This window comes from Thalassolituus pacificus (assembly GCF_025318105.1).
In the GTDB taxonomy this organism is placed as follows: Bacteria; Pseudomonadota; Gammaproteobacteria; order Pseudomonadales; family Oceanobacteraceae; genus Venatoribacter; species Venatoribacter pacificus.
Map to the genome: position 1 here is coordinate 142,977 of NZ_JAOANI010000019.1, position 19,936 is coordinate 162,912.

General features: G+C 52.4%; 17 protein-coding genes and 5 tRNA genes. 16 read left to right on the top strand and 6 right to left on the bottom strand.

Features of this window, described 5'->3' with window-relative positions:
* Window positions 1-75: 75 nt before the first annotated feature.
* Window positions 76-477 (bottom strand): PA2817 family protein, encoded by a 402-nt coding sequence (locus NYR02_RS11225; protein ID WP_260976458.1) that lies wholly within the window; start codon window positions 475-477, stop codon window positions 76-78.
* Between the two features lie 22 nt (window positions 478-499).
* Here NYR02_RS11225 and NYR02_RS11230 point away from each other — a divergent pair, with 22 nt between their 5' ends.
* The 3 genes from NYR02_RS11230 to queF are packed head-to-tail and all read left to right on the top strand — an operon-like array spanning window position 500 to window position 3,030.
* Window positions 500-1,423: an ABC transporter ATP-binding protein gene (locus NYR02_RS11230; protein ID WP_260976776.1), complete on the top strand. Its 924-nt coding sequence runs from the start codon at window positions 500-502 to the stop codon at window positions 1,421-1,423.
* Window positions 1,420-2,196 (top strand): ABC transporter permease, encoded by a 777-nt coding sequence (locus NYR02_RS11235; RefSeq protein ID WP_260976459.1) that lies wholly within the window; start codon window positions 1,420-1,422, stop codon window positions 2,194-2,196. Before NYR02_RS11230 ends, NYR02_RS11235 begins: the two co-directional genes overlap by 4 nt.
* 12 nt (window positions 2,197-2,208) lie before the next feature.
* A complete protein-coding gene (gene queF, locus NYR02_RS11240; RefSeq protein ID WP_260976460.1) occupies window positions 2,209-3,030 on the top strand; it encodes an NADPH-dependent 7-cyano-7-deazaguanine reductase QueF in 822 nt (273 codons plus the stop codon).
* Between the two features lie 159 nt (window positions 3,031-3,189).
* Here the strand turns inward: queF and NYR02_RS11245 are convergent, their stop codons facing one another.
* The gene (locus tag NYR02_RS11245) at window positions 3,190-4,518 is read right to left on the bottom strand and encodes an adenylate/guanylate cyclase domain-containing protein (RefSeq protein WP_260976461.1); all 1,329 of its coding nucleotides are present in this window, start codon (window positions 4,516-4,518) and stop codon (window positions 3,190-3,192) included.
* Window positions 4,519-4,766: 248 nt separating this feature from the next.
* Here NYR02_RS11245 and NYR02_RS11250 point away from each other — a divergent pair, with 248 nt between their 5' ends.
* From NYR02_RS11250 to NYR02_RS11300, 11 genes are all read left to right on the top strand, one after another.
* On the top strand, window positions 4,767-5,333 hold the full coding sequence (locus NYR02_RS11250; RefSeq protein WP_260976462.1) for a nitroreductase family protein: 567 nt from the start codon (window positions 4,767-4,769) through the stop codon (window positions 5,331-5,333).
* Window positions 5,334-5,417: 84 nt separating this feature from the next.
* A tRNA-Ser gene (locus NYR02_RS11255) sits at window positions 5,418-5,505 on the top strand.
* 655 nt (window positions 5,506-6,160) lie between these two features.
* Window positions 6,161-7,678 (top strand): glutamate--tRNA ligase, encoded by a 1,518-nt coding sequence (gene gltX, locus NYR02_RS11260; protein WP_260976463.1) that lies wholly within the window; start codon window positions 6,161-6,163, stop codon window positions 7,676-7,678.
* A gap of 162 nt (window positions 7,679-7,840) precedes the next feature.
* A tRNA-Ala gene (locus NYR02_RS11265) sits at window positions 7,841-7,916 on the top strand.
* Between the two features lie 21 nt (window positions 7,917-7,937).
* Window positions 7,938-8,013: transfer RNA gene (locus NYR02_RS11270), tRNA-Glu, on the top strand.
* A gap of 34 nt (window positions 8,014-8,047) precedes the next feature.
* Window positions 8,048-8,123 (top strand) — tRNA-Ala (locus tag NYR02_RS11275).
* A 20-nt stretch (window positions 8,124-8,143) separates the two neighbouring features.
* Window positions 8,144-8,219, top strand: a tRNA-Glu gene (locus NYR02_RS11280).
* Window positions 8,220-8,425: 206 nt separating this feature from the next.
* Window positions 8,426-8,986 (top strand): KdsC family phosphatase, encoded by a 561-nt coding sequence (locus NYR02_RS11285; protein WP_260976464.1) that lies wholly within the window; start codon window positions 8,426-8,428, stop codon window positions 8,984-8,986.
* Window positions 8,983-9,990, top strand: a complete 1,008-nt coding sequence (locus NYR02_RS11290) for an NAD-dependent epimerase (RefSeq protein ID WP_260976465.1) — start codon at window positions 8,983-8,985, stop codon at window positions 9,988-9,990. Before NYR02_RS11285 ends, NYR02_RS11290 begins: the two co-directional genes overlap by 4 nt.
* A gap of 9 nt (window positions 9,991-9,999) precedes the next feature.
* Window positions 10,000-10,767, top strand: coding sequence for a 3-deoxy-manno-octulosonate cytidylyltransferase (gene kdsB / locus NYR02_RS11295; RefSeq protein ID WP_260976466.1), 768 nt, complete (start codon window positions 10,000-10,002; stop codon window positions 10,765-10,767).
* 202 nt (window positions 10,768-10,969) lie between these two features.
* Entirely contained in the window at window positions 10,970-11,386 is a 417-nt protein-coding gene (locus NYR02_RS11300; RefSeq protein WP_260976467.1) for a DUF3429 domain-containing protein, read from the top strand.
* A gap of 23 nt (window positions 11,387-11,409) precedes the next feature.
* On the opposite strand, the gene NYR02_RS11305 is transcribed toward NYR02_RS11300, so the two are convergent.
* From NYR02_RS11305 to purB, 3 genes are all read right to left on the bottom strand, one after another.
* Entirely contained in the window at window positions 11,410-12,321 is a 912-nt protein-coding gene (locus NYR02_RS11305; protein ID WP_260976468.1) for a GNAT family N-acetyltransferase, read from the bottom strand.
* Complete coding sequence (locus tag NYR02_RS11310) at window positions 12,311-13,480, bottom strand: cupin domain-containing protein (protein ID WP_260976469.1); 1,170 nt, start codon at window positions 13,478-13,480, stop codon at window positions 12,311-12,313. Before NYR02_RS11310 ends, NYR02_RS11305 begins: the two co-directional genes overlap by 11 nt.
* A 78-nt stretch (window positions 13,481-13,558) precedes the next feature.
* On the bottom strand, window positions 13,559-14,926 hold the full coding sequence (purB, locus tag NYR02_RS11315; protein ID WP_260976777.1) for an adenylosuccinate lyase: 1,368 nt from the start codon (window positions 14,924-14,926) through the stop codon (window positions 13,559-13,561).
* 263 nt (window positions 14,927-15,189) lie between these two features.
* Between purB and NYR02_RS11320 the strand changes: the two genes are divergently transcribed.
* Complete coding sequence (locus tag NYR02_RS11320; RefSeq protein WP_260976470.1) at window positions 15,190-15,750, top strand: DedA family protein; 561 nt, start codon at window positions 15,190-15,192, stop codon at window positions 15,748-15,750.
* Between the two features lie 88 nt (window positions 15,751-15,838).
* Here NYR02_RS11320 and NYR02_RS11325 read toward each other — a convergent pair whose 3' ends face one another.
* A complete protein-coding gene (locus NYR02_RS11325; protein ID WP_260976471.1) occupies window positions 15,839-16,675 on the bottom strand; it encodes a 6-pyruvoyl trahydropterin synthase family protein in 837 nt (278 codons plus the stop codon).
* A 299-nt stretch (window positions 16,676-16,974) separates the two neighbouring features.
* On the opposite strand from NYR02_RS11325, the gene NYR02_RS11330 reads away from it, so the two are divergent.
* Window positions 16,975-19,878: a hypothetical protein gene (locus NYR02_RS11330; RefSeq protein WP_260976472.1), complete on the top strand. Its 2,904-nt coding sequence runs from the start codon at window positions 16,975-16,977 to the stop codon at window positions 19,876-19,878.
* Window positions 19,879-19,936: the final 58 nt, after the last annotated feature.

The following is a 19,936-nucleotide window of genomic DNA, read 5'->3' on the forward strand; positions in this document are numbered from 1 at the left end:
AAAAAGCTGCCTTTATGGCAGCTTTTTTTATGTCTGAAATTCGGCTGCGTGTCTGAGGTGCAGGAATTCGACGCCTCAGGCGTCGAATCCGGGGGATGATTTCAGCAGCAGGTCTTTGGCGCTCTGACGATCAAAAGGCTTTTGTTCCTGCTCGTGCTGAGCTTCGATTTCGTCTATTTGCTGAAACAGGTCAATTTCTTCATCGGTCAGGAAGTGCAGGCAATCACCGCCGAAAAACCACAGCAGATCGCGGTCGATGGCTGGCGACAATTGCGGCAGATGGTTAAAAATATGGGTGATCCAATCCTGCCCCTGGGTGTAGCCTGAATCAGTATGTTGCGTGAGCTGATCAATAACCTGCGTCAGCTGATGTAGAATCTCATCGCTGATAATCCCGCCAGCCTGGCTCTGTGCTTTGCTCAGGCGTTCATGAACCTGTTGCAACAGGTGGATATGATCATTCAGTCGTTCACTCATTAATACGCTCTTAAGGTCAAAAATTATGGTTCCTGCCCTGGTGGTACGAAATTTATCCAAAGTTTATGGCAATGGCTTTCAGGCATTGAAAGGCATTGATCTGACTGTAGAGCAGGGCGATTTCTTCGCCTTACTCGGGCCAAATGGCGCCGGTAAGTCGACCACGCTGGGTATTCTATCGGGTCTGGTGCAAAAAACATCCGGCAATGCCGAAGTTATGGGTTTTGATGTGAACCAGCAGGCATTCTCTGCCCGTCGTTATCTGGGGGTTGTGCCGCAGGAGTTTAATTTTAATCAGTTCGAAAAAGTGTACGACATCGTCATCACTCAGGCTGGTTATTTTGGCCTGACCGCGGCTCAGGCCGCGCCAAACACCGAGAAGCTGCTGCGTGCGCTTGATCTGTGGGAGAAGCGTGACCAGCAGGCGCGGATGTTATCCGGTGGAATGAAGCGCCGCTTAATGATTGCGCGGGCGTTGGTACACGAGCCTAAAGTTCTGATTCTTGATGAGCCGACCGCCGGCGTTGATATTGAGCTGCGTCGTTCTATGTGGATCTTTATGCAGGAACTGAATCGCGCCGGCACCACGATTATTCTGACCACGCATTACCTTGAAGAAGCGGAACAGTTATGCCGCAATATTGCCATTATTAATGATGGTGAAATTGTACAGGCTACGAGTGTCCGTAACCTGCTGAGCCAGCTGAGTACCGAAACGTTTATCTTTGATCTTAATTCCACTGTGGCAGAGGATTTTTCTCTGGCGGGGTTCGAGTGTCGCCGTGTCGCTGATGATTGTATTGAGGTGGTGGTGGAGAAAGGTCAGAGCATTAACCATATTTTTGTGTTGCTGACGCAGCAGGGCATAGAGGTTCGCAGTATGAGAACCAAGTCTAATCGTCTGGAAGAATTATTTGTCGATCTGGTCAGGGGAGCAAAAGCATGAGTCCGATGCGTATTCAATGGGTTGCCTTCACCACGATTCTCACTAAAGAAATCCGGCGCTTTACCCGTATCTGGCAACAGACGCTGTTGCCGCCGGCCATCACCATGACGTTGTATTTTGTGATTTTTGGTCAGTTAATCGGATCGCGAATTGGTCCGATGGGTGGCGTAGATTATATGGCCTTTATCGTACCGGGACTGATTATGATGAGTGTGATCACCAGTGCGTACGCCAATGTATCGAGCTCATTTTTCAGTAATAAATTCCAGCGCAGTATTGAAGAATTGATGGTCGCACCGGTACATCCCGGAACTATTTTGCTCGGCTATGTGTGTGGCGGTATTGCCCGCGGTGTGGGGGTTGGCATTATCGTTACGCTGCTGTCGCTGTATTTTACTCATTTGCAGATACACAATCTGCTTGTGGTTTTTCTGGTGATTTTATTGTCGGCCATGCTGTTTGCATTGGGTGGATTTATTAACGCTATTTTTGCCACCAAGTTCGATGATATATCCATTGTACCAACCTTTGTGATTACGCCGCTGACGTATCTTGGCGGGGTGTTTTATTCGATTAGCCTGTTACCGGATTTCTGGCAGGGTGTGTCTCTGTTTAATCCGATTTTGTATATGGTTAATACGTTCCGCTACGGCATTCTGGGAGTGTCAGACGTTAATATCTGGTTCTCATTAGGCATGCTGGTATTTTTTATTGTTGTTCTTGCGACTTACAGTCTTTGGCTGTTACGTCGCGGTGTCGGTATGCGACAGTGATCGAGGTGTAAAATGGCGTCAGTAACAAGCGAACAAAACCCGCTGGGTAAGGTTTCAGCCTATAAAGATGAATACGATGCGACGCTGTTGTTTCCGATTGAGCGGGAAGAGAGCTGGCGTGCCCAGGGTTTGAATCGCCACGAAGTACCGTTTTTTGGTGTTGATATCTGGAACGGTTATGAAATTTCCTGGTTGAACAGTAAAGGCAAACCGGTGGTTTGTCTGGCTGAGTTTCGTATCCCGGCTGTCAGTCGTTATCTGGTGGAGTCCAAGTCATTCAAGCTGTATCTGAATTCGTTTAATCAGACACGTTTTAACGACGCAGAAGACGCGCGTTTACGCATGGTGGCGGATTTATCGGCTGCTGCTGAGGCTGATATTGACGTTATTTTCCATGCTGTTGATGCAACATTTCCAACGCCACCGGCCGCCCGCTGTATTGATGATCTCGATATTGAAGTGAGCCGTTATGCACTGGATGCTTCTTTGTTAAAAACAACCGGAGGGCAGTTTGATGGCTGGCTATGCAGCCATTTGCTGAAATCCAATTGCCCGGTTACTGGTCAACCCGACTGGGGCACGCTGTATATTCATTACCGTGGTGCGCAGATTGATGAGGCTGGTTTGTTGAGTTATATCGTCTCATTACGCCAGCATCAGGATTTTCATGAGCAGTGCGCTGAACGCACTTATCGTGATATCTCACTGGCATGTAAGCCCGAGTCGTTAACTGTGTACGCACGTTACGTGCGCCGTGGCGGTCTGGATATTAATCCTTACCGTACATCCGAAGCCGGATTTATTGCCGAGAATTTCCGTCTGGTGCGCCAGTGAGCTTGGCGTCGGCCAGTAATGGCTGCGGTTAAAAAGGGCGGTTGCCGGAATAAAAAAACAGTGGCCTTGGCCACTGTTTTTTTATGCTGATTTTTATGGAAGTTTACTGTTTCTATACGGTTTTTATTAAGCCCGATTCTTTATTGGGTGCCATCGATGTCAGTTATTCACTTTGCCACGGATTTTATTAGCGGCTTTTTCCAGTGCGTCAGCCACTTTTTCGCGTTCTTCTTCACGGATTTTGTCCGACTCAAGGTAAAGCGAGAAGCCTTCCGATTCGTGGTTCATAAAGCTCGGGTTGGAACCCAGGTCGCGACGATAATCGATAACCTGATACAGCGGCACCGGGTCACGGAAGCCTTTAACCATCGCGCTGCCACGCTGGCGACAAATGATTTTATCTTTAATTAACGCGTAGGTTTCGTGGGAAACCAGAATCTCGCCGGCATCCGCTTCGCTTTCCAGGCGGCTGGCGAGGTTTACCTCTTTGCCGATGATGGTGTAATCCATGCGGCTTTCGGTGCCGAAGTTACCGACAGTGCAATAGCCGGTATTGATCCCCATACGAATTTGCAGCGGAGCGGTCATACCGTGCTCTGCCCATTGTTTGCGCAATTTCAGCATGTGACGGCGCATTTCAATGGCCATTGAGACGCAGGCAAGTGCATCACGTTTGGTGCCTTTACTCTTCGGGTCGCCAAAGAAAATCATCATGCCGTCGCCGATAAATTTATCGATGGTACCGCCGTATTTAAGGGCGATGCGTGACATGTCGGTCAGATATTGATTGAGCAAGTCAGTAAAGGCTTCGGCTTCCATTTGTTCGGAAAGGGATGAGAAACCCACAATATCAGAGAAGAAAATAACCAGTTTTTTACGCTGAGTCTCAAGCTTAGCCTGGCGTCGGCCGGAAAAAATGGATTCCCATACCTGAGGGGCGACGTATTTGGATACCTGATGGGACAGCGCCTGAAAGCGTTCAACCTGGCCCTGAAATTTTTGCTTCAACCGTATCAGATCGCGTGCCTGACGGTTGCTGTTAAAGGCTGATATTCCCAGATGCAGTCCGACGCCAAAGGCGGCGGTCAAAAACAGCTCGGGTGGAACCGGGGCGGCCGGCTGATGGCCGAACAGCAAAATACCGGCGGCGGCTCCGGAAATCAGTGAAATAATACAGAACGCCCAGGCGGTGATGCTGCCGACGATAATGAAGCTGGTATTGATCATAATCAGAAACAACACCGTCAGCTCGATTGGCAGTTGGATGTAGCCAAGAAAAACACCGCAGAGTACGGCATCAAAATGAATCAGAAACTGGCGTGTGGAATAGGCGCGTTTTTGCCGGAACGGACGGCTCAGAACATAAACGGCATGCGGATAGAGTATGCTGACGACGGCGACGACAATGGCCTGGTCTTCAAAATAGCCTTGCAGTATGCCCATCAGAACCGTGACAGCCGCTACCCCATAGCCCAGTATACGGGCCATGTAATCTTGTTTTGGTAGTGTGGTTTCCGCGAAATGAGACGGATCCTGACGGTTAGACATTGTGAGGGCCTGGAAAAATAATTGTTCTTATAATGGGTAACACGGCTCGGCCAGTGGCAATGATTGAGAACATCTATATACCCAGAATAACGCAGCTCAGCAAGTGCATGACGGCTAAGTCAGGCTTTTCATTGACGGTCACGACTTTACAATAGACATATGACGAACATATTGATTTGGATGCGCTAATGGAAGCTTTACGCATGTTAACTGAACGGGTTTCGGCTCCGCAACTGACCGGCCCTGGCATCACACCACAAGAACAGAATATTTTGCTGCGTTCTGCTTTACGCGCCCCGGATCACGCCTGGTTGCGTCCGAGCCGTTATCTTCTGATTGAGGGGGAAAACCGACGTGCGCTGGGAGAGATATTCCTGCAGGCAACGCCTGACTGGCAGAGTCTGAGCGCTGAAAAACAGCAAAAAGTGTTGAATATGCCGTTACGGGCACCGCTGTTGATTGTGGCCGTCAGTTGTATTCAGGAGCACCCTAAAGTGCCGCGTGACGAACAGCTTTTGTCTACCGGTGCAGGTGTACAGAATATTCTCAATGCCGCCTGGGCTTTGGGCTTGGGCGCAATCTGGCGTACCGGCGACATGGCCACTAATCCGCAGGTGATTGAGGCGCTGGGATTGGCACCACAGGATGTGATCGTCGGCTTTGTTTATATCGGCCACATTAACTGCACCCTGAAGCAACCCCCAGAGTTGCCGCTGGACGATTTTGTTACCCGCTGGAAAGCGAAATCGTCATAAAAACAAGCAATTAGCTCAGGATGGGTGTTGACGCTCAGGTCGCTGCTGCGTATAGTACGCGGCCTCTGAGCAGTGCTCAGATTAGGTGAGGTGTCCGAGTGGCTGAAGGAGCACGCCTGGAAAGCGTGTATACCGCAAGGTATCGAGGGTTCGAATCCCTCCCTCACCGCCACGAATTCTGAAAACCGCATGGTCCTCGGGCTATGCGGTTTTTTTATGCTCCGCGTTTACGTTGGAGAGCGGTGAAGGGAGGGTGCCCAACCCTCGTGGGTTCGTACCGACCGGGTTTATGCTGTGGCGTGGTCGGGATATCCCTCCGCTTTCTCTCGTCGGCCACTAATTTTAAAAACCGCGTACTTGCAAAAGTTCGCGGTTTTTTTATATCTGAAGCTTTGAGCTAAAGGCGGTGGGGTTGGGGTGAGAACCCTCGTGGGTTCGTACCGAGCGTAGCGACAAACGACCGGAGCCTGCGACGGCGTTCATCCCGACCGGGTTTATGATGTGGCTTGGTCGGGAGATCCCTCCGCTTTCTCTCGTCAGTCACTAATTCTGAAAACCGCGTACTTGCAAAAGTTCGCGGTTTTTTTATATCTGAAGCTTTGAGCTAAAGGCAGTGGGGTTGGGGTGAGAACCCTCGTGGGTTTGTACCGAGCGCAGCGACAAACGCCCGGAGCCTGCGACGGCGTTCATCCCGATCGGCGGTTTTTATCGCTGCAATTTTCATTCTGCCGGTATGTCGTTATCTGTTCCTGCTTACCGGTGCGTTGTGCGCGTGAATTCTCTATAATCGTCGGCCTTAAATCCGCATGTCACAGAGAATTCCATTTATGACGGTCCGCACCCGTGTTGCACCTTCGCCTACCGGCGATCCGCACGTAGGTACAGCCTACATCGCTTTATTCAATCTGGCGTTTGCCCGACAGCATGGCGGGCAGTTTATTCTGCGTATCGAAGACACTGACCAGGCCCGCAGTACACCGGAATCTGAACAGGCCATTATGGACAGCATGCGCTGGCTGGGCCTGGAGTGGGATGAGGGTCCCGACGTTGGTGGCGAGCACGGCCCATATCGCCAGAGTGAGCGCCGTGATGTCTATCTTGAGCACGTGCAGAAGCTGCTCGACAGTGGTCATGCGTTCAAATGCTACCGCACGGCGGCTGAGTTGGACGCTCTGCGTCTTACCCGTCAGGAGCAGGGGTCGCTGATGGCGTTAAAGCCTTCTGATTTGCTGTTGCCGGCCGACGAAGTGGCCCGCCGTGAAGCGGCAGGTGAGCCTTATGTGGTACGGATGAAGGTACCGGAAGAGGGTGTCTGTGTGGTGAATGATATGCTGCGCGGAGCCATTGAGCTCGACTGGGCTCAGGTTGATGCACAGATTCTGCTGAAATCCGATGGCATGCCCACCTATCATCTGGCCAACGTCGTCGATGATCATTTGATGAAAATCACCCATGTTATTCGTGGTGAGGAGTGGATTAACTCCGCACCCAAGCATAAGTTGCTGTATGAATACTTTGGTTGGGATATGCCGCATCTGTGCCACATGCCGCTGCTGCGTAACCCGGATAAAAGCAAGCTGAGTAAGCGCAAAAATCCAACGTCTATTCTGTTTTACGATCGCATGGGCTATATGCCGGAAGCACTGCTCAACTATCTGGGCCGTATGGGCTGGTCGATGCCGGATGAGCGTGAAAAATTCACCCGTGATGATATGTTTGCTCATTTTGATATCAAGCGTGTGTCTCTTGGCGGGCCGGTGTTTGATGTGGAAAAACTGCGCTGGCTGAACAGTTTGTGGGTGCGTGAGCTGGATGCTGAAACCTTTGCGCAGCGCTTTGCTGCCTGGGGTCTGCGTCCGCAGAATATTCTGTCGATCATTCCGCATGTACAGCCGCGTATTGAAACATTCTCGGATGTGGTGCCGCTGGCCGGTCATTTCCTGTCGGGCTTAACACCGCTGACGGCTGCCAGCTTTGAGCACAAAGCCTACGACGAAGAGCGTCTGCTGACGGTGCTGCAGTTTGGCTTATGGCAGCTGGAAGAGATTCGTCACTGGAATAAAGAAGACATTGAAGCGCGCCTGTTTGCCATGGCGCGTTTGTTGGACATTAAAGTCCGTGACTTCCTGTTCCCGTTCTTTATTGCCATTGCCGGTACGTCAGCCACGATCTCTGTGCTCGACAGTATGGCGCTGCTGGGGCCGGACATGAGTCGTGCGCGCTTGCGTCATGCGATTGATGTGCTGGGCGGTGTCGGTAAGAAGAAAGCCAAGAAGATGGAAAAGGACTACCAGCAGCTGTCAGCAGCGATTGCCGCTGAACTGAGTGCTGCGGCAGAGTCCTGATTTGCTGCGCCCGCTCATTCTGTCCGTAAGGGCAGGGTGGGTGGGCTGCAATGCCGGTTAAATCGGCTAAGTTATTGTTTCAGAAAATTTTTTCGCGTATTTCGACGCTTGCCGGTTGACAGTGTCGGGGGGCGTCAGTAATATTCGCGCACGTTTTGAGACGGGGCCTTAGCTCAGCTGGGAGAGCGCAACACTGGCAGTGTTGAGGTCAGCGGTTCGATCCCGCTAGGCTCCACCAAATACTCAAAGCAGTCCTTGTGTCCCCATCGTCTAGAGGCCTAGGACACCGCCCTTTCACGGCGGTAACAGGGGTTCGAATCCCCTTGGGGATACCACTTTGCGCCAACCTGATAGGGTTGTTCTGCATACGGGGCCTTAGCTCAGCTGGGAGAGCGCAACACTGGCAGTGTTGAGGTCAGCGGTTCGATCCCGCTAGGCTCCACCAATTTTTACGTACGTCCTTGTGTCCCCATCGTCTAGAGGCCTAGGACACCGCCCTTTCACGGCGGTAACAGGGGTTCGAATCCCCTTGGGGATACCATCTTTTCGGTTGTTATCAATCGTATCTGCTTACATTCCGTTTTCTTCATTTCTGTTGCTTCAAAGCGCTTATTCTTTGTTGTCGGAGCATTGCGCTGCTGATAACACTGCTCTGACAAACGCGTTACAATAGCGGACAATATTTCGGCTCTGCCTGGTTGGCTGTTGCAGGCCGTATTCCCGCATTAGCGTTTTCAGGATGCAGTTATGGTACATCTGCCCAATGTCATAAAAGAGAAAGCCCGCGCAATTAAGTTGGTCGTGTTTGATGTGGACGGGGTGCTGACCGATGGCACCCTGACGTATTCTGCCGACGGCGAGCAAGTAAAGCATTTCAATGTTAAAGACGGTGTTGGCATTAAATTGCTCGACGCTTATGACATCGTTACCGCCATTATTTCCGCCAAAGACTCTGCGCCATTGGCGCGTCGCGCTGCCGATCTTGGCATTCAGCATTTCTTTCCGGGTACAAAAGATAAATGGGCGGTGTTATCGGCGTTAATGGATGAGCTGTGGTTTGAGCCTGGTGAAGTCTGTTATGTCGGCGATGATGTGATTGATCTGAAAGTAATGAAAAAAGTAGGGCTAAGCATCGCCCCTGATGATGCCTTCTGGATGGTAAAGGATCACGCCGATCTGATTACTGATGCCGGGGGCGGTCGTGGCGTTGCCCGTGAAGTGGCGGATATTATTCTTGGCAGTCGTATGCCGTTGGATGAAGCCTATATTAAGGCCATGCTGCCTGAGTTTGAGGATAAAAAAATATGAAAATTCTGGTAACCGGTGCAGCCGGTTTTATTGGTGCTTTTACCAGTAAACGCTTTGTTGAACAGGGCCATGAGGTTGTTGGTATCGATAACCTGAATGATTATTACGATGTGAATTTAAAACACGGTCGTCTGGGCTGGTTGGCAGAGCAGTCCGGTTTTACTTTTAAACAGGTGGAATTATCCGACCGTGCGGCTGTGGATACGGTGTTTGCTGAGCATAAATTTGACCGCGTTGTTCATCTTGCGGCGCAGGCCGGTGTACGTTATTCGATCACTAATCCGCACGCTTATGTCGATAGTAATTTAATTGGCTTTGTAAATATTCTTGAAGCCTGTCGTCATAACGAAGTAGGGCATCTGGTCTATGCATCGTCCAGTTCGGTTTATGGTTTGAATACCAAAATTCCGTACAGCACGTCTGATCGTGTGGATCACCCGGTGTCATTGTATGCGGCGACTAAAAAATCGAACGAATTAATGGCGCATACCTATGCGCATCTTTACGGCTTGCCTGTGACCGGTCTGCGTTTCTTTACCGTGTATGGTCCCTGGGGCCGTCCGGATATGGCGTATTTCAGTTTTACCCGCGATATTCTCGAAGGCAAAACCATTAACGTCTTTAATCATGGAAAAATGCAGCGTGATTTCACCTACGTTGACGACATCGTTGAGGGTGTGACCCGCATTACCCAGAAAATTCCACAGGGCGTGAGCGGCTGGACACCGGAAAGCGGTGACTGCTCGCGCAGTTCGGCACCGTATAAAATTTATAATATTGGTAATCACAACAGCGTTGAGCTGGGTACGTTTATCGAAACCATCGAAAATGTGCTGGGTAAAAAAGCCAATAAACACTACATGGATATGCAGCCGGGTGATGTATTGGCAACCTATGCCAATGTTGATGATCTGGTGGAAGATGTTGATTTTGCGCCGAACACGCCACTGGCCGAAGGGATTGAACGTTTCGCCCGCTGGTATCGTGATTTCTACAAGGTTTAATAAGACAAAATGGTTGATTATAAAATTGTAATTCCGGCTCGCTATGGCTCCAGTCGTCTGCCGGGTAAGCCACTGATTATGCTGGCGGGTAAGCCGATGATTCAGCACGTGTATGAGCGAGCACAGGCAACCGGTGTGCAGGATATTGTAATTGCCACCGATGACGAACGCATTCAGGCCGCTGCGTTGGCATTTGGTGCCGATGTGGTAATGACCTCCGTGGATCACGAAAATGGTACTGAGCGTATAGCTGAGGTCGCACAGATCAAAGGCTGGGGCGCTGATGCCGTGATTGTGAATTTACAGGGTGATGAGCCGTTAATTCCGCAATCGTTAATTGAAAAGACAGCCGCCAGTTTGCTGGAAAATCCAGAGGCAGGTATGAGTTCGGTGTGTACGCCGTTGCGTGATGCGGCCGATGCATTTGACCCGAATGTCGTGAAAGTGGTGCTTGATCGTGCGCATTTTGCCATGTATTTCAGCCGTGCTTCGATTCCCTGGGATCGTGATGCTTATAAAATCAGCCTGCAGGAAATGACCAGTAAAATGCCGGTGTATCGTCATATTGGTATGTACGGTTATCGTGTGTCTTTTTTACAGCAGTACACGGGCATGGAGCCGTGTGCGCTGGAAACGACCGAGTCGCTGGAGCAGCTGCGCGCGCTTTGGTACGGCGTCAAAATTCATATGTCGGTGATTGAGCAGGCGCCGGGGCATGGTGTTGATACGCCAGACGATGTGGCCCGGGTGGAATCACTTTTAATGAGTTTGAGTTAAACGCCTCGCAGCTCAGCGCGGTGTTTATGATTAAAAAGGCTGCTGTGTCTGACACAGCAGCCATTTTTTTAGATACTTTTCTTTCTGGCTGGGCTATTTTTAGGCTGTAAGTCTTTGAAAAATCTGCTTTTCGGGACCTGGGGCCGGATTCACCTGGTGTGAGCAGGCCCTCACAGATGTTGTTGAAGTAAGGAGTACCACGATGGCATTGTCTATTTCTGAGAAGCTCGGTTATGCCGGTTTGCTGCCTTTTATTGCTGGCGCAGCAGCGGTCGTGCTGGGTGTTGAAGGGGGCGAAGAATTTTTTAAATTATATTCGCTGTTGATTCTGGCTTTTATGGCCGGTGGTTGCTGGGGGGTTGAACAGGCTAACCCGGAACAAATTGATGAGATTCCGCTGGAGTTATCCATCGGGACTTTTCTCTGGGGATTACTGGCGTATTTCCTGCCTACCAATGTCGCGGTGCTGATGTTTGTGGTTGGCTTCTGGTTGTTATTATGGACCGAAACCAATCCTATTTTTAAACGTGCTTATGCTGACTCTTATAAGCGTTTGCGTAATATTCTGACAGCAGCCGTGACGTTGCTGAATGTGATCGTATTTATTGCCGTTCACTGAGCGGTAATTAACGGGTGGGGCGATTACAGCCCCAGTCTGCGTCCTTCTTTGCATGGCTGGCTGCTGCGCCACCATTCCTGAAACTGATCCAGCATACGGGCAACTCTGGCGCGGTCATTCATACAGGCCGTCACTTTATTGCGCTCAATACCGATAAAAACCGCCGGGGTCATCAATATCTGATGGGTATTCACTGCTGAATGCACCTGCAACTGCATGCGGCTGCTCATGCGTTGCTGCAATTGCAACAGCGGGTGGTCAGCAATACCTGCATATTCGCGTGCAATTAACACGCGGATCGTACGTTGACGGGCGCCACGGATATAACGATTAAGACAGGTCAGTGTGGTTTTATCCGACCACAGCGGATGACTGAGATCGGCGATGCAAATATGTATCGCAGCCGGGCCAAAATGGCTGGCAATCTGCAGCAGACCTTCGGCCGCAGCGGGTTGTTCCAGAACGTACACTTCATTGTCTTTGCCCGGAATAAACTGCTCGCTGCTCTGGCTGGGGCGGCCAAGCACTTTGTTCATGCGCACATGGGGAATACCTGCATCCCAGCAGAACTCTTGTTCCGGTGAGAAACCGTTGCGGTAATAAAAACCGTAAGCCTGGGTTTGTACGGTGGCGCGTAACATACGGCCACGCATTTCTTTTTCGTAGTGATGTTCCACTGCCCGCAGCAGGCGGGTGCCCCAGCTCTGGCCACGGTATTCCGGCAGCACCGCCATGCGGCCGAAATAGCCATTGCTCAGCAGTCGTGCGCAGCCAACCGGGCGTTTGCCGTCGCGGGCAATAAAATGCACGGCGGTAGCGTCGTCGGTATCCCACTCCAGGTCTTCGGCGATGTCCTGCTCCCGAATAAATACGCGCTCACGGATGGCGCGCAATATGTCTCGGTGTTCTTTCCAGTTCGCGGTTTCAATCTCCAAGCTCGGTCTCCGGGCTGTACAGCATGTGTCGTTGCCAGAGGTTGACCAGCAGGCTTTGCGCCGTTGCGCCTGATGCCAGTTCCTTTAGCGTGTCTCCTTCATACTGGCTGTTGTCGGCCAGATAGGCAACTAACGCCAGATCACTTAATGGCAGATTCCAGCTGTGGCCGAGGGCGAAGAAGCTGCATTGATTCTCCTGTTGGCTGTAGGCGAAACGGGCGAATTCGGAACGACGCCATTGCGGGTATGCGTCCAGTTCGTCGTTTACTTCTTGCCAGCTGGCATCGTCTCTTGGTTCCGGCAGCTGTTCCGGGTATTTGGCTTCGGTCATCAACTTGCCCAAAACCTGCTGCAGACGCTCGTCATCGTTGAGGGCCGCGGTCAGCAGGGCACGCAGGCGCGCGATCGCGTCCTGATCAATCAGGCCCGGGGTCTGGGTTGGGCGGATGCCGGCATCGGTGTAGCGCTGGTCTTCGCTGGCGCTGGCGAGAATATCGTCCATTGCGGCCTGTGCCAGTTCCGCCTGGCTGGGCGCGCGAAAGCCGATGGAGTAGGTCATGCATTCGCCCTGGGCGATGCCGTAATGGGCCAGTTGTGGTGGCAGGTAAAGCATGTCGCCGGGGTTCAGGGTCCAGCGCTCGATTTCGTCGAACTGTTCCAGTACGCGGATTTTCGGGCCTTTAAGGATTGGCGAATCATCGTTGCACATCTGGCCAATACGCCATTCGCGCTGACCTTCGGCCTGCAGTAAAAAAACATCGTATTGGTCGTAATGCGGGCCGACCGAGCCGCCGTCGACGGCGTAGCTGATCATCAGATCGTCGATGCGCCAGCTGGGCAGAAAGCGGAAGTGTTCAAGAATATCGGCCGCTTCCGGAATCCAGTGGTCGACGGCCTGAACCAGTAAGGTCCATTTGCTTTCCGGCAGGGCGCGGTAATCGTCTTCTGTGAAAGGGCCGGTGCGGATGCTCCAGGGGCCGTCTTTGCCGTCTTCTTCGACCAGGCGTGATTCAATTTCTTCTTCCAGGCTCAGGCCGGCCAGTTCGGAGGAGCTGAGCAGGGGCTCGAAGTCCGGCCAGGCGTTGCGGATCAAAACCGGTTTCTGTTGCCAGTAATCGCGCAGGAATTCTTCAACGGACAGATGACCAAGGATATGCATAGTTGTTTACTCAGAATGCGGGTACAAAAAAGCCTCCGTCAGGCATGTACTGACGGAGGCTTTTGATTTTAAAACCGATTAAACGTTTTTCGCCTGATCTGCGGCATTACCGATGTAACTGGCCGGCGTCATTGCGTTTAATTCGTCTTTGACGGCTTGCGGCAGCTCCAGTGAGGCAATGAACTCGCCCATTGCATCGCGGGTAATGGCTTTGCCACGGGTAAAGGCTTTCAGTTTTTCGTAAGGCTGTTCAATGCCGTAGCGACGCATCACGGTCTGTACTGGTTCGGCCAGCACTTCCCAGGCGCTGTCGAGATCCTGAGCGATACGTTCAGCATTCACCTGCAGTTTGCTGATGCCCTTCAGGCTGGCCTGATAAGCCAGCAGGCTGTAGCCCAGACCTACGCCCATATTGCGCAGTACGGTGGAGTCGGTCAGGTCGCGCTGCCAGCGTGAAACCGGCAGTTTCTGCGCCATATGGTTCATAACCGCGTTGGCGATACCGAGGTTGCCTTCGGAGTTTTCGAAGTCAATCGGGTTCACTTTGTGCGGCATGGTGGAGGAGCCCACTTCACCGGCGATGGTACGCTGTTTGAAGTAGCCGTTGGAGATGTACGCCCAGATATCGCGATCGAAGTCGATCAGGATGGTATTGAAGCGGGCGATGGCATCAAACAGCTCGGCGATGTAATCGTGGGGCTCGATCTGGGTGGTGTACGGGTTGAAAGTCAGCCCCAGAGAGGTCACGAAGGTTTCAGCGTTAGCCGCCCAGTCGATATCGGCGTAGGCCGACAGGTGGGCGTTGTAGTTACCCACGGCGCCGTTGATTTTGCCCAGCAGTTCAACTGCTTTGATCTGCTTGATCTGGCGCTCAAGACGGGCGACAACGTTGGCCATCTCTTTACCCAGAGTGGTTGGCGAAGCGGTCTGGCCGTGGGTGCGGGACAGCATCGGCAGGGCCGCGTGCTCGTGTGCCAGAGCACGGATCGCATCGGTGACTTCCTGCATAACCGGCAGCATAACGTCGTCACGGCCGGCTTTCAGCATCAGCGCATGGGACAGGTTGTTGATGTCTTCAGAAGTGCAGGCGAAATGCACGAATTCATTAACCGCCATCAGTTCGCTATTGTCGGCAAACGTTTCTTTGATGAAGTATTCCACCGCTTTCACATCGTGGTTGGTGGTGGCTTCGATGGCTTTGATGCGCAGGGCATCTTCTTCACTGAAGTTGGCAACGATGGCATCCAGCTGTTGCTGGGTGGCTGCCGAAAAGGCCGGTACTTCGGTAATGGCTTCATGGGCCGCAAGGCGCTGTAACCAGCGGATTTCTACTTCGACGCGGGCACGGATCAAGCCGAACTCGGAGAAAATCGGACGCAGTTGCACGGTTTTGTTGCCGTAACGACCATCAATCGGAGAAATAGCGGTCAGGGCAGACAGCTCCATTGGGTTCTGGGAGGACATAGCGACTCTCAACGGACAATGAATGTAAGAATTTTAAGGCGCGCAATTCTACCGGATTTTTTTGTATATCTCAGCACCGGCGGTGATTTAACTGCGCTTTCATGTCGCGAGTGCCCGTTGCTGGCGGTGAAGGGGTGCCGGTAAGGGCATTTTGCCGCCGGGTTGGGCGTTATTGTCACTCACCCGTCACGCAGTTTCAGGTAGAATGCTGCGCAAATTTACAGGCCGTTAGCTGAGAAGTATTCATGCTGGACTCATTGCTGAGTTATTCCGACAGCCCCTTGTGGCTGGTTCTGGTGGTGATTGTATCGACCTTTATGCTGGAAGACCTGGCGATTATTGGCGCCGGGATGCTGGCCGCGAGCGGTAAGCTGGCGCCGGAAGTGGCCTTTGCCGCAACCTGTACCGGTATGTTTATTGGCGATACGGCGTTGTATCTGTTTGGGCGGTTGGCGCATGTCTGGCCATGGCTGGCGAACAAATTCCGCCATGATCTGATTCAGCGTCAGGTAAAACCTTTGCAGCAGGCTCCCTGGCATCAGCTGGCGCTGATTCGCTGCATGCCGGGGCTGCGTACCTTTGGCTATATCGCCTGTGGGCTGGCGCGGGTGCCGGGCTCGACATTTACCGTCGCCAATGTGGTTTCAATCGTGATCTGGGCGGCGATGATTTTTACCGTGGCCTTTGTGCTCGGTAAGCAGTATGCCGAAACCCTGCACGAGTGGCTGTGGTTTGTGCTGCCGCTGGCACTGCTGGTGTTTATTCTGGGTCAGCGGCGTTTGCGGGCACGGATGGAAGCTGCCTGACAGCAGGCCAGATCAGACAGCTCCGGGCATAAAAAAAGCGGCCTTGCTATTGGATTAGGGCCGCTTTTTTATTTTTCAGGCGTCAGATTCAGGCGTTGGCGATGGCACCTTTGTTAACGCCTTCAAATGCACGCACTTTGACACGGCTGTCAGGGTGTTGTTGTTTGATGGTATCGGCCAGGTGGCGGGCGATAAATTCGACGGTGGTGTCGGTGTTCATCATGTAATTGCGGCTGGCGGGCAGGGATAATTCAAATTCTCCCTGTTGCGCGCTGTAGCGGAATAACAGCTGTCCATCCTGTTCGCTGATGAGGTCTTCTTTGCTGCCCAGATAAATATCGGCCCAGCGTTCTGCCCATTGCTGTTCCAGTGCACTGCTGCGCTCATCGTCAAGCCAGATCTGAATGCGTGAGCGGTGACCGTGAGCAATGCGCTGGCAGTTGCCGTTGTGTTTTTTCAGGCCGTGACTGTAGTGGTAAGAGGCGCCATCAATGGTTTCTGCCACGAAGCTCAGTGTCAGTTGTTCAACATTGACCGGGAAATGACTGCGCAGTTGCTCACGGCACCAGTGGGCCACGCTTTTGGCGGTGATCTGTTCGGCATCGACCAGAGCAACGGCCTGACGCGGCGCCCGCATTTCCAGCAGGTCGCCGTTATCACCGTGCCAGCTGAGTTCAATGATGTCACCGCTGTGTTTCAGCGTCAGGGCTGGCGAATTGACCGGCAGCAGCAGGCGGTGATCGAGTTCGTCGTCCAGCCAGTTGCGCAGTGTTTTTTTAACAATGCCGAAATCACACACCATGCCTTGCTCGTCGAGTGCGCCGTCGAGTACGGCTGATGCCCACCAGGTTTCACCCACCAGGCCGCGTTTGGCGTCCAGATAGCTGAAGTCGACGTTGGTGAGTTGCTCTACGAATAACTGCATGGTGTTCCTCTGTAAGGCAAAGCCTGAAATAGCTGCGCATTCTAGCGGAAAGCAGCCGTGACGGCATAGCGTTACGGCGGTTGCTCCGTCTGTCGTGGTTGATTGAACCTGTCTCAGCTGTCCGGGTCTATGTGCTGCGCTGGATTCATAAAGAGTGGTTCCTGAGCTATCACGGCTGACAAAGCCTGTTATGATAGGCGGCATTTTTATATCTGAAGGATGCGCGAGTCGCTACGCGTCCTGTATTAACTGAGTGATTTCTTTGTATGGCTATGCATAAACTTCTGACGGCTTCTCTGATGTTTCCTACGCTCGCGGGTCTGATGTCCGGCTGCAGCGATAGTGGCTCTTCTTCCTCGTCAACAATTTCGGTCTATGTGCAGGCCGGGCAGGAAGATGTTTACAGTGCGGTGGTGCGTTCCGTCGCCATTACCGAAGCCGGTTTGCCAAACGAAGATGCCGAAGGACGTTTTGTGCGTTCTGAATACATCACGGATAAAGAAGCGACGGTGAAAGCCGTTGTCGCCAGCGGAGAGCTGCAGTTGTTTCAGTTAGTTGGCCGTGATGGTGATACCGATACCAGCACAGATGCCACGACCGTTCGCTGTCAGTGGGTTGCCGGGTGCGCGAACGGCGCGTTTGCCGCCGATATGGTGCAAACCACAAACCTGGACTGGCGTTCGGTGGCTTATGATCTCGGCAAAAATGAGCGTATCCGCGTCACGCCGCTGACTGATCTGGCCGCCCAGCTGGCGCTGGATTATGTCTATAACGAGAGTCTGGACAGCGGTTCCGGCACGGTGACGGATGTGCCTGTTGGCTGGGTTGAAACCGGCTATTACTCCGCGTATTCCACCGAACAGGCTATCTCTCAGGTTTCCCGGGTGTTCGGTATCAGCAATGTGCAGACGACGGAACCTGCGGATCTGACTCAGATTAATGAATGGCGTAAAGCCGATGCCGCCAAAGCGGCTGACAGTATTCGTTATGGTGCCTTGCTGGCCGCCTGGGCGCACCTGGCTGAAACCTATGGCAATGGATTTACCGAAGCCGTAGCCGCCGATTTCAGTGCGAATAAAGGCCAGATGATGCAGCAGGGCGGTGCTCAGACGCTGACGCTGGCGGCGCTGTACAGCGATGCCATCACTAACCTGCAGGCGCTGAACGTTACGGATACCACGTTGCAGGGTTATATCGCCGGGGTTGTCTCCGGATTGCAGGCGGATTTTGATTCATTTGTTACTCCGGGAGCTCTGACGAATAAGGTCCCTGATACCCTGCTGTCTCTGTTCGGACAGGGGGATTATGACGACTTCGTACTGGGCATTAAGCGCACCAAAGCGTTTGTCGGTGTGATGCGCAACTATAGTGAGGCCTTTTTCGAAGATGGCTATAAAGCCGAGATTGATCAGTACGTTGATCTGCTGAAAAAAATCGGCGATGAGCATGCCGCTAATCTGGATGCCATTGTGGTTGCCCAGCGTGAAACTCAGGCGCTGTACCTTCAGACCTATCTGGCCAATGCCGGTAATACCTGTGCTGATACGTCGGCCTATGTCTGGATTACGCCGGGCTCCTGTACCTATAACAACCAGACCCGTGTGATGACGCTGAACAGCGGCAAAATTATCGTCAGCCAGGCCGTGGCCGACGTGAATACCACCGATGCCGATGATAAGCCGACATCGTCCAATGCCATCGATGTATTGATTCGTGGCACCTACGAGCAGGGCACACTGCGCTTTGTCGTCGATAATGTCTATGAAGGTGACAATGCCGCCAACGATATCCTCTCGGCTTCCGGTGTGCGCGTGTACTACACAACGCCCGTCAGTACGCTGGCCGATCCGGCTGGTAACGAAATTCTGGGTTACGAAATGCGCTGGTCGGATTTCTCACTGTACGACACCAGTCGTGTGGGTGGTGCGGAAGAAGCCGAGGTTACCGGCAGTTACCGTATTTTCTTCCGCGGTGTGAAAGATCCGCAGGACAGCAACAGTGAGCGTCGTTTCAATATCGACACCGTGGTACTCAACGGCCGGATCTCCGATAAGGTTGGTGATGACAACGATCTGGATGTCGACTACTCGTCTGTGTATGTCGCCGCTACCAGTACCAATGCGTCGGAGTATTATCCGGCTAAACCTTTTGCTTCATTTAATGGCTTTTTCACCCCTAATCCTGCGTTTGCCAAAGGTGATTTATCCAATAACCTGGTCAGCTACGTGACCGGCGAACAGACGGTGGCTGGCCAGGCTGTGCAATATCTGGATTTTTATGTGCCGCTCGGCGAGTCACAACGTTTCCGTTTTTATCCGACGGTGAAGCGTGAAGATGTTAACGATGTAGACAATGATGACGACCGCACAGAACTGGTCAGCACCCACGATTTTGAAATATGCGATCTGAGCAATAGCGGCAGCGGTTGGGTGGTGAGTACGTGTCAGCCTAAGCAGCGCTTGTATGCCGAGCGTGATTTCCAACTGGCCATTAATGATCTGTGGGAAGCCGGTGTGTTCTCGCGGGTTGAGATACCGGGACGCGGGGTGTATTTCGTTACCTGGCCGACCAAGCCTGCCGATGCCAACGGTTGTCTGGCGCTGGCCGATCTGGCATCAACAGAAACTTCAATGGACGGAACCCTGTACGATCCGATGATGCTGGGCCTGAATGCCGTGCGTGTGACCAGCGAGGTTCGCTTGGACGATCAGCCGCGCACCTTATTTGATGTCTTGCTGAATGCACCGACCATGGATCGCTACAAACTCACCGCTGCGCTGTCGCATGACTATTCCAGTCTGACCAGTGGCGATGTGTATCTGGGCTCGGGTTCTGCGCTTGATCGTATCGTGTTGAGCCTGGATACCGACTCGTCGTTTAAAACCACCGGCAGTGTCGCGGTGTACAAAGACGGCGTTGCTCTTACATTGAATGACGGCACCGAAACCACCATCGACAGTGAGCTGACCGCCTATCTGCAGCAAAACTACAATCTGTCTCCGCTGCCTTATAAATACATCACCGGCAGCGATGGTAAATACGATCTGTGCGTGCTGGATAATAGCGCCGAAGCGACGGACAATACCGTGCTTGCCGATGCTGCCTTTACTCTGAATTTCCGTGATGTGGTGTATGGCCGAATTCGTCAGGAAAGTGGAATCTGGGTGATCCGTTACATTGATGGCAGCTGGGAAACGCTGTAATCCTGCTGTGTTCAAAGCATAAAAAAAGCGACTTACGGGTCGCTTTTTTTATGCCTGC

What these genes read in the sequence shown, in the direction of transcription:
- NYR02_RS11225 (WP_260976458.1), bottom strand. Translation starts at nt 477, where the DNA reads ATGAGTGAACGACTGAATGATCATATCCACCTGTTGCAACAGGTTCAT.
- NYR02_RS11235 (WP_260976459.1), top strand. Translation starts at nt 1,420, where the DNA reads ATGAGTCCGATGCGTATTCAATGGGTTGCCTTCACCACGATTCTCACT.
- queF (WP_260976460.1), top strand. Translation starts at nt 2,209, where the DNA reads ATGGCGTCAGTAACAAGCGAACAAAACCCGCTGGGTAAGGTTTCAGCC.
- NYR02_RS11245 (WP_260976461.1), bottom strand. Translation starts at nt 4,518, where the DNA reads ATGGCCCGTATACTGGGCTATGGGGTAGCGGCTGTCACGGTTCTGATG.
- NYR02_RS11250 (WP_260976462.1), top strand. Translation starts at nt 4,767, where the DNA reads ATGGAAGCTTTACGCATGTTAACTGAACGGGTTTCGGCTCCGCAACTG.
- gltX (WP_260976463.1), top strand. Translation starts at nt 6,161, where the DNA reads ATGACGGTCCGCACCCGTGTTGCACCTTCGCCTACCGGCGATCCGCAC.
- NYR02_RS11285 (WP_260976464.1), top strand. Translation starts at nt 8,426, where the DNA reads ATGGTACATCTGCCCAATGTCATAAAAGAGAAAGCCCGCGCAATTAAG.
- NYR02_RS11290 (WP_260976465.1), top strand. Translation starts at nt 8,983, where the DNA reads ATGAAAATTCTGGTAACCGGTGCAGCCGGTTTTATTGGTGCTTTTACC.
- kdsB (WP_260976466.1), top strand. Translation starts at nt 10,000, where the DNA reads ATGGTTGATTATAAAATTGTAATTCCGGCTCGCTATGGCTCCAGTCGT.
- NYR02_RS11300 (WP_260976467.1), top strand. Translation starts at nt 10,970, where the DNA reads ATGGCATTGTCTATTTCTGAGAAGCTCGGTTATGCCGGTTTGCTGCCT.
- NYR02_RS11310 (WP_260976469.1), bottom strand. Translation starts at nt 13,480, where the DNA reads ATGCATATCCTTGGTCATCTGTCCGTTGAAGAATTCCTGCGCGATTAC.
- purB (WP_260976777.1), bottom strand. Translation starts at nt 14,926, where the DNA reads ATGGAGCTGTCTGCCCTGACCGCTATTTCTCCGATTGATGGTCGTTAC.
- NYR02_RS11320 (WP_260976470.1), top strand. Translation starts at nt 15,190, where the DNA reads ATGCTGGACTCATTGCTGAGTTATTCCGACAGCCCCTTGTGGCTGGTT.
- NYR02_RS11325 (WP_260976471.1), bottom strand. Translation starts at nt 16,675, where the DNA reads ATGCAGTTATTCGTAGAGCAACTCACCAACGTCGACTTCAGCTATCTG.
- NYR02_RS11330 (WP_260976472.1), top strand. Translation starts at nt 16,975, where the DNA reads ATGTTTCCTACGCTCGCGGGTCTGATGTCCGGCTGCAGCGATAGTGGC.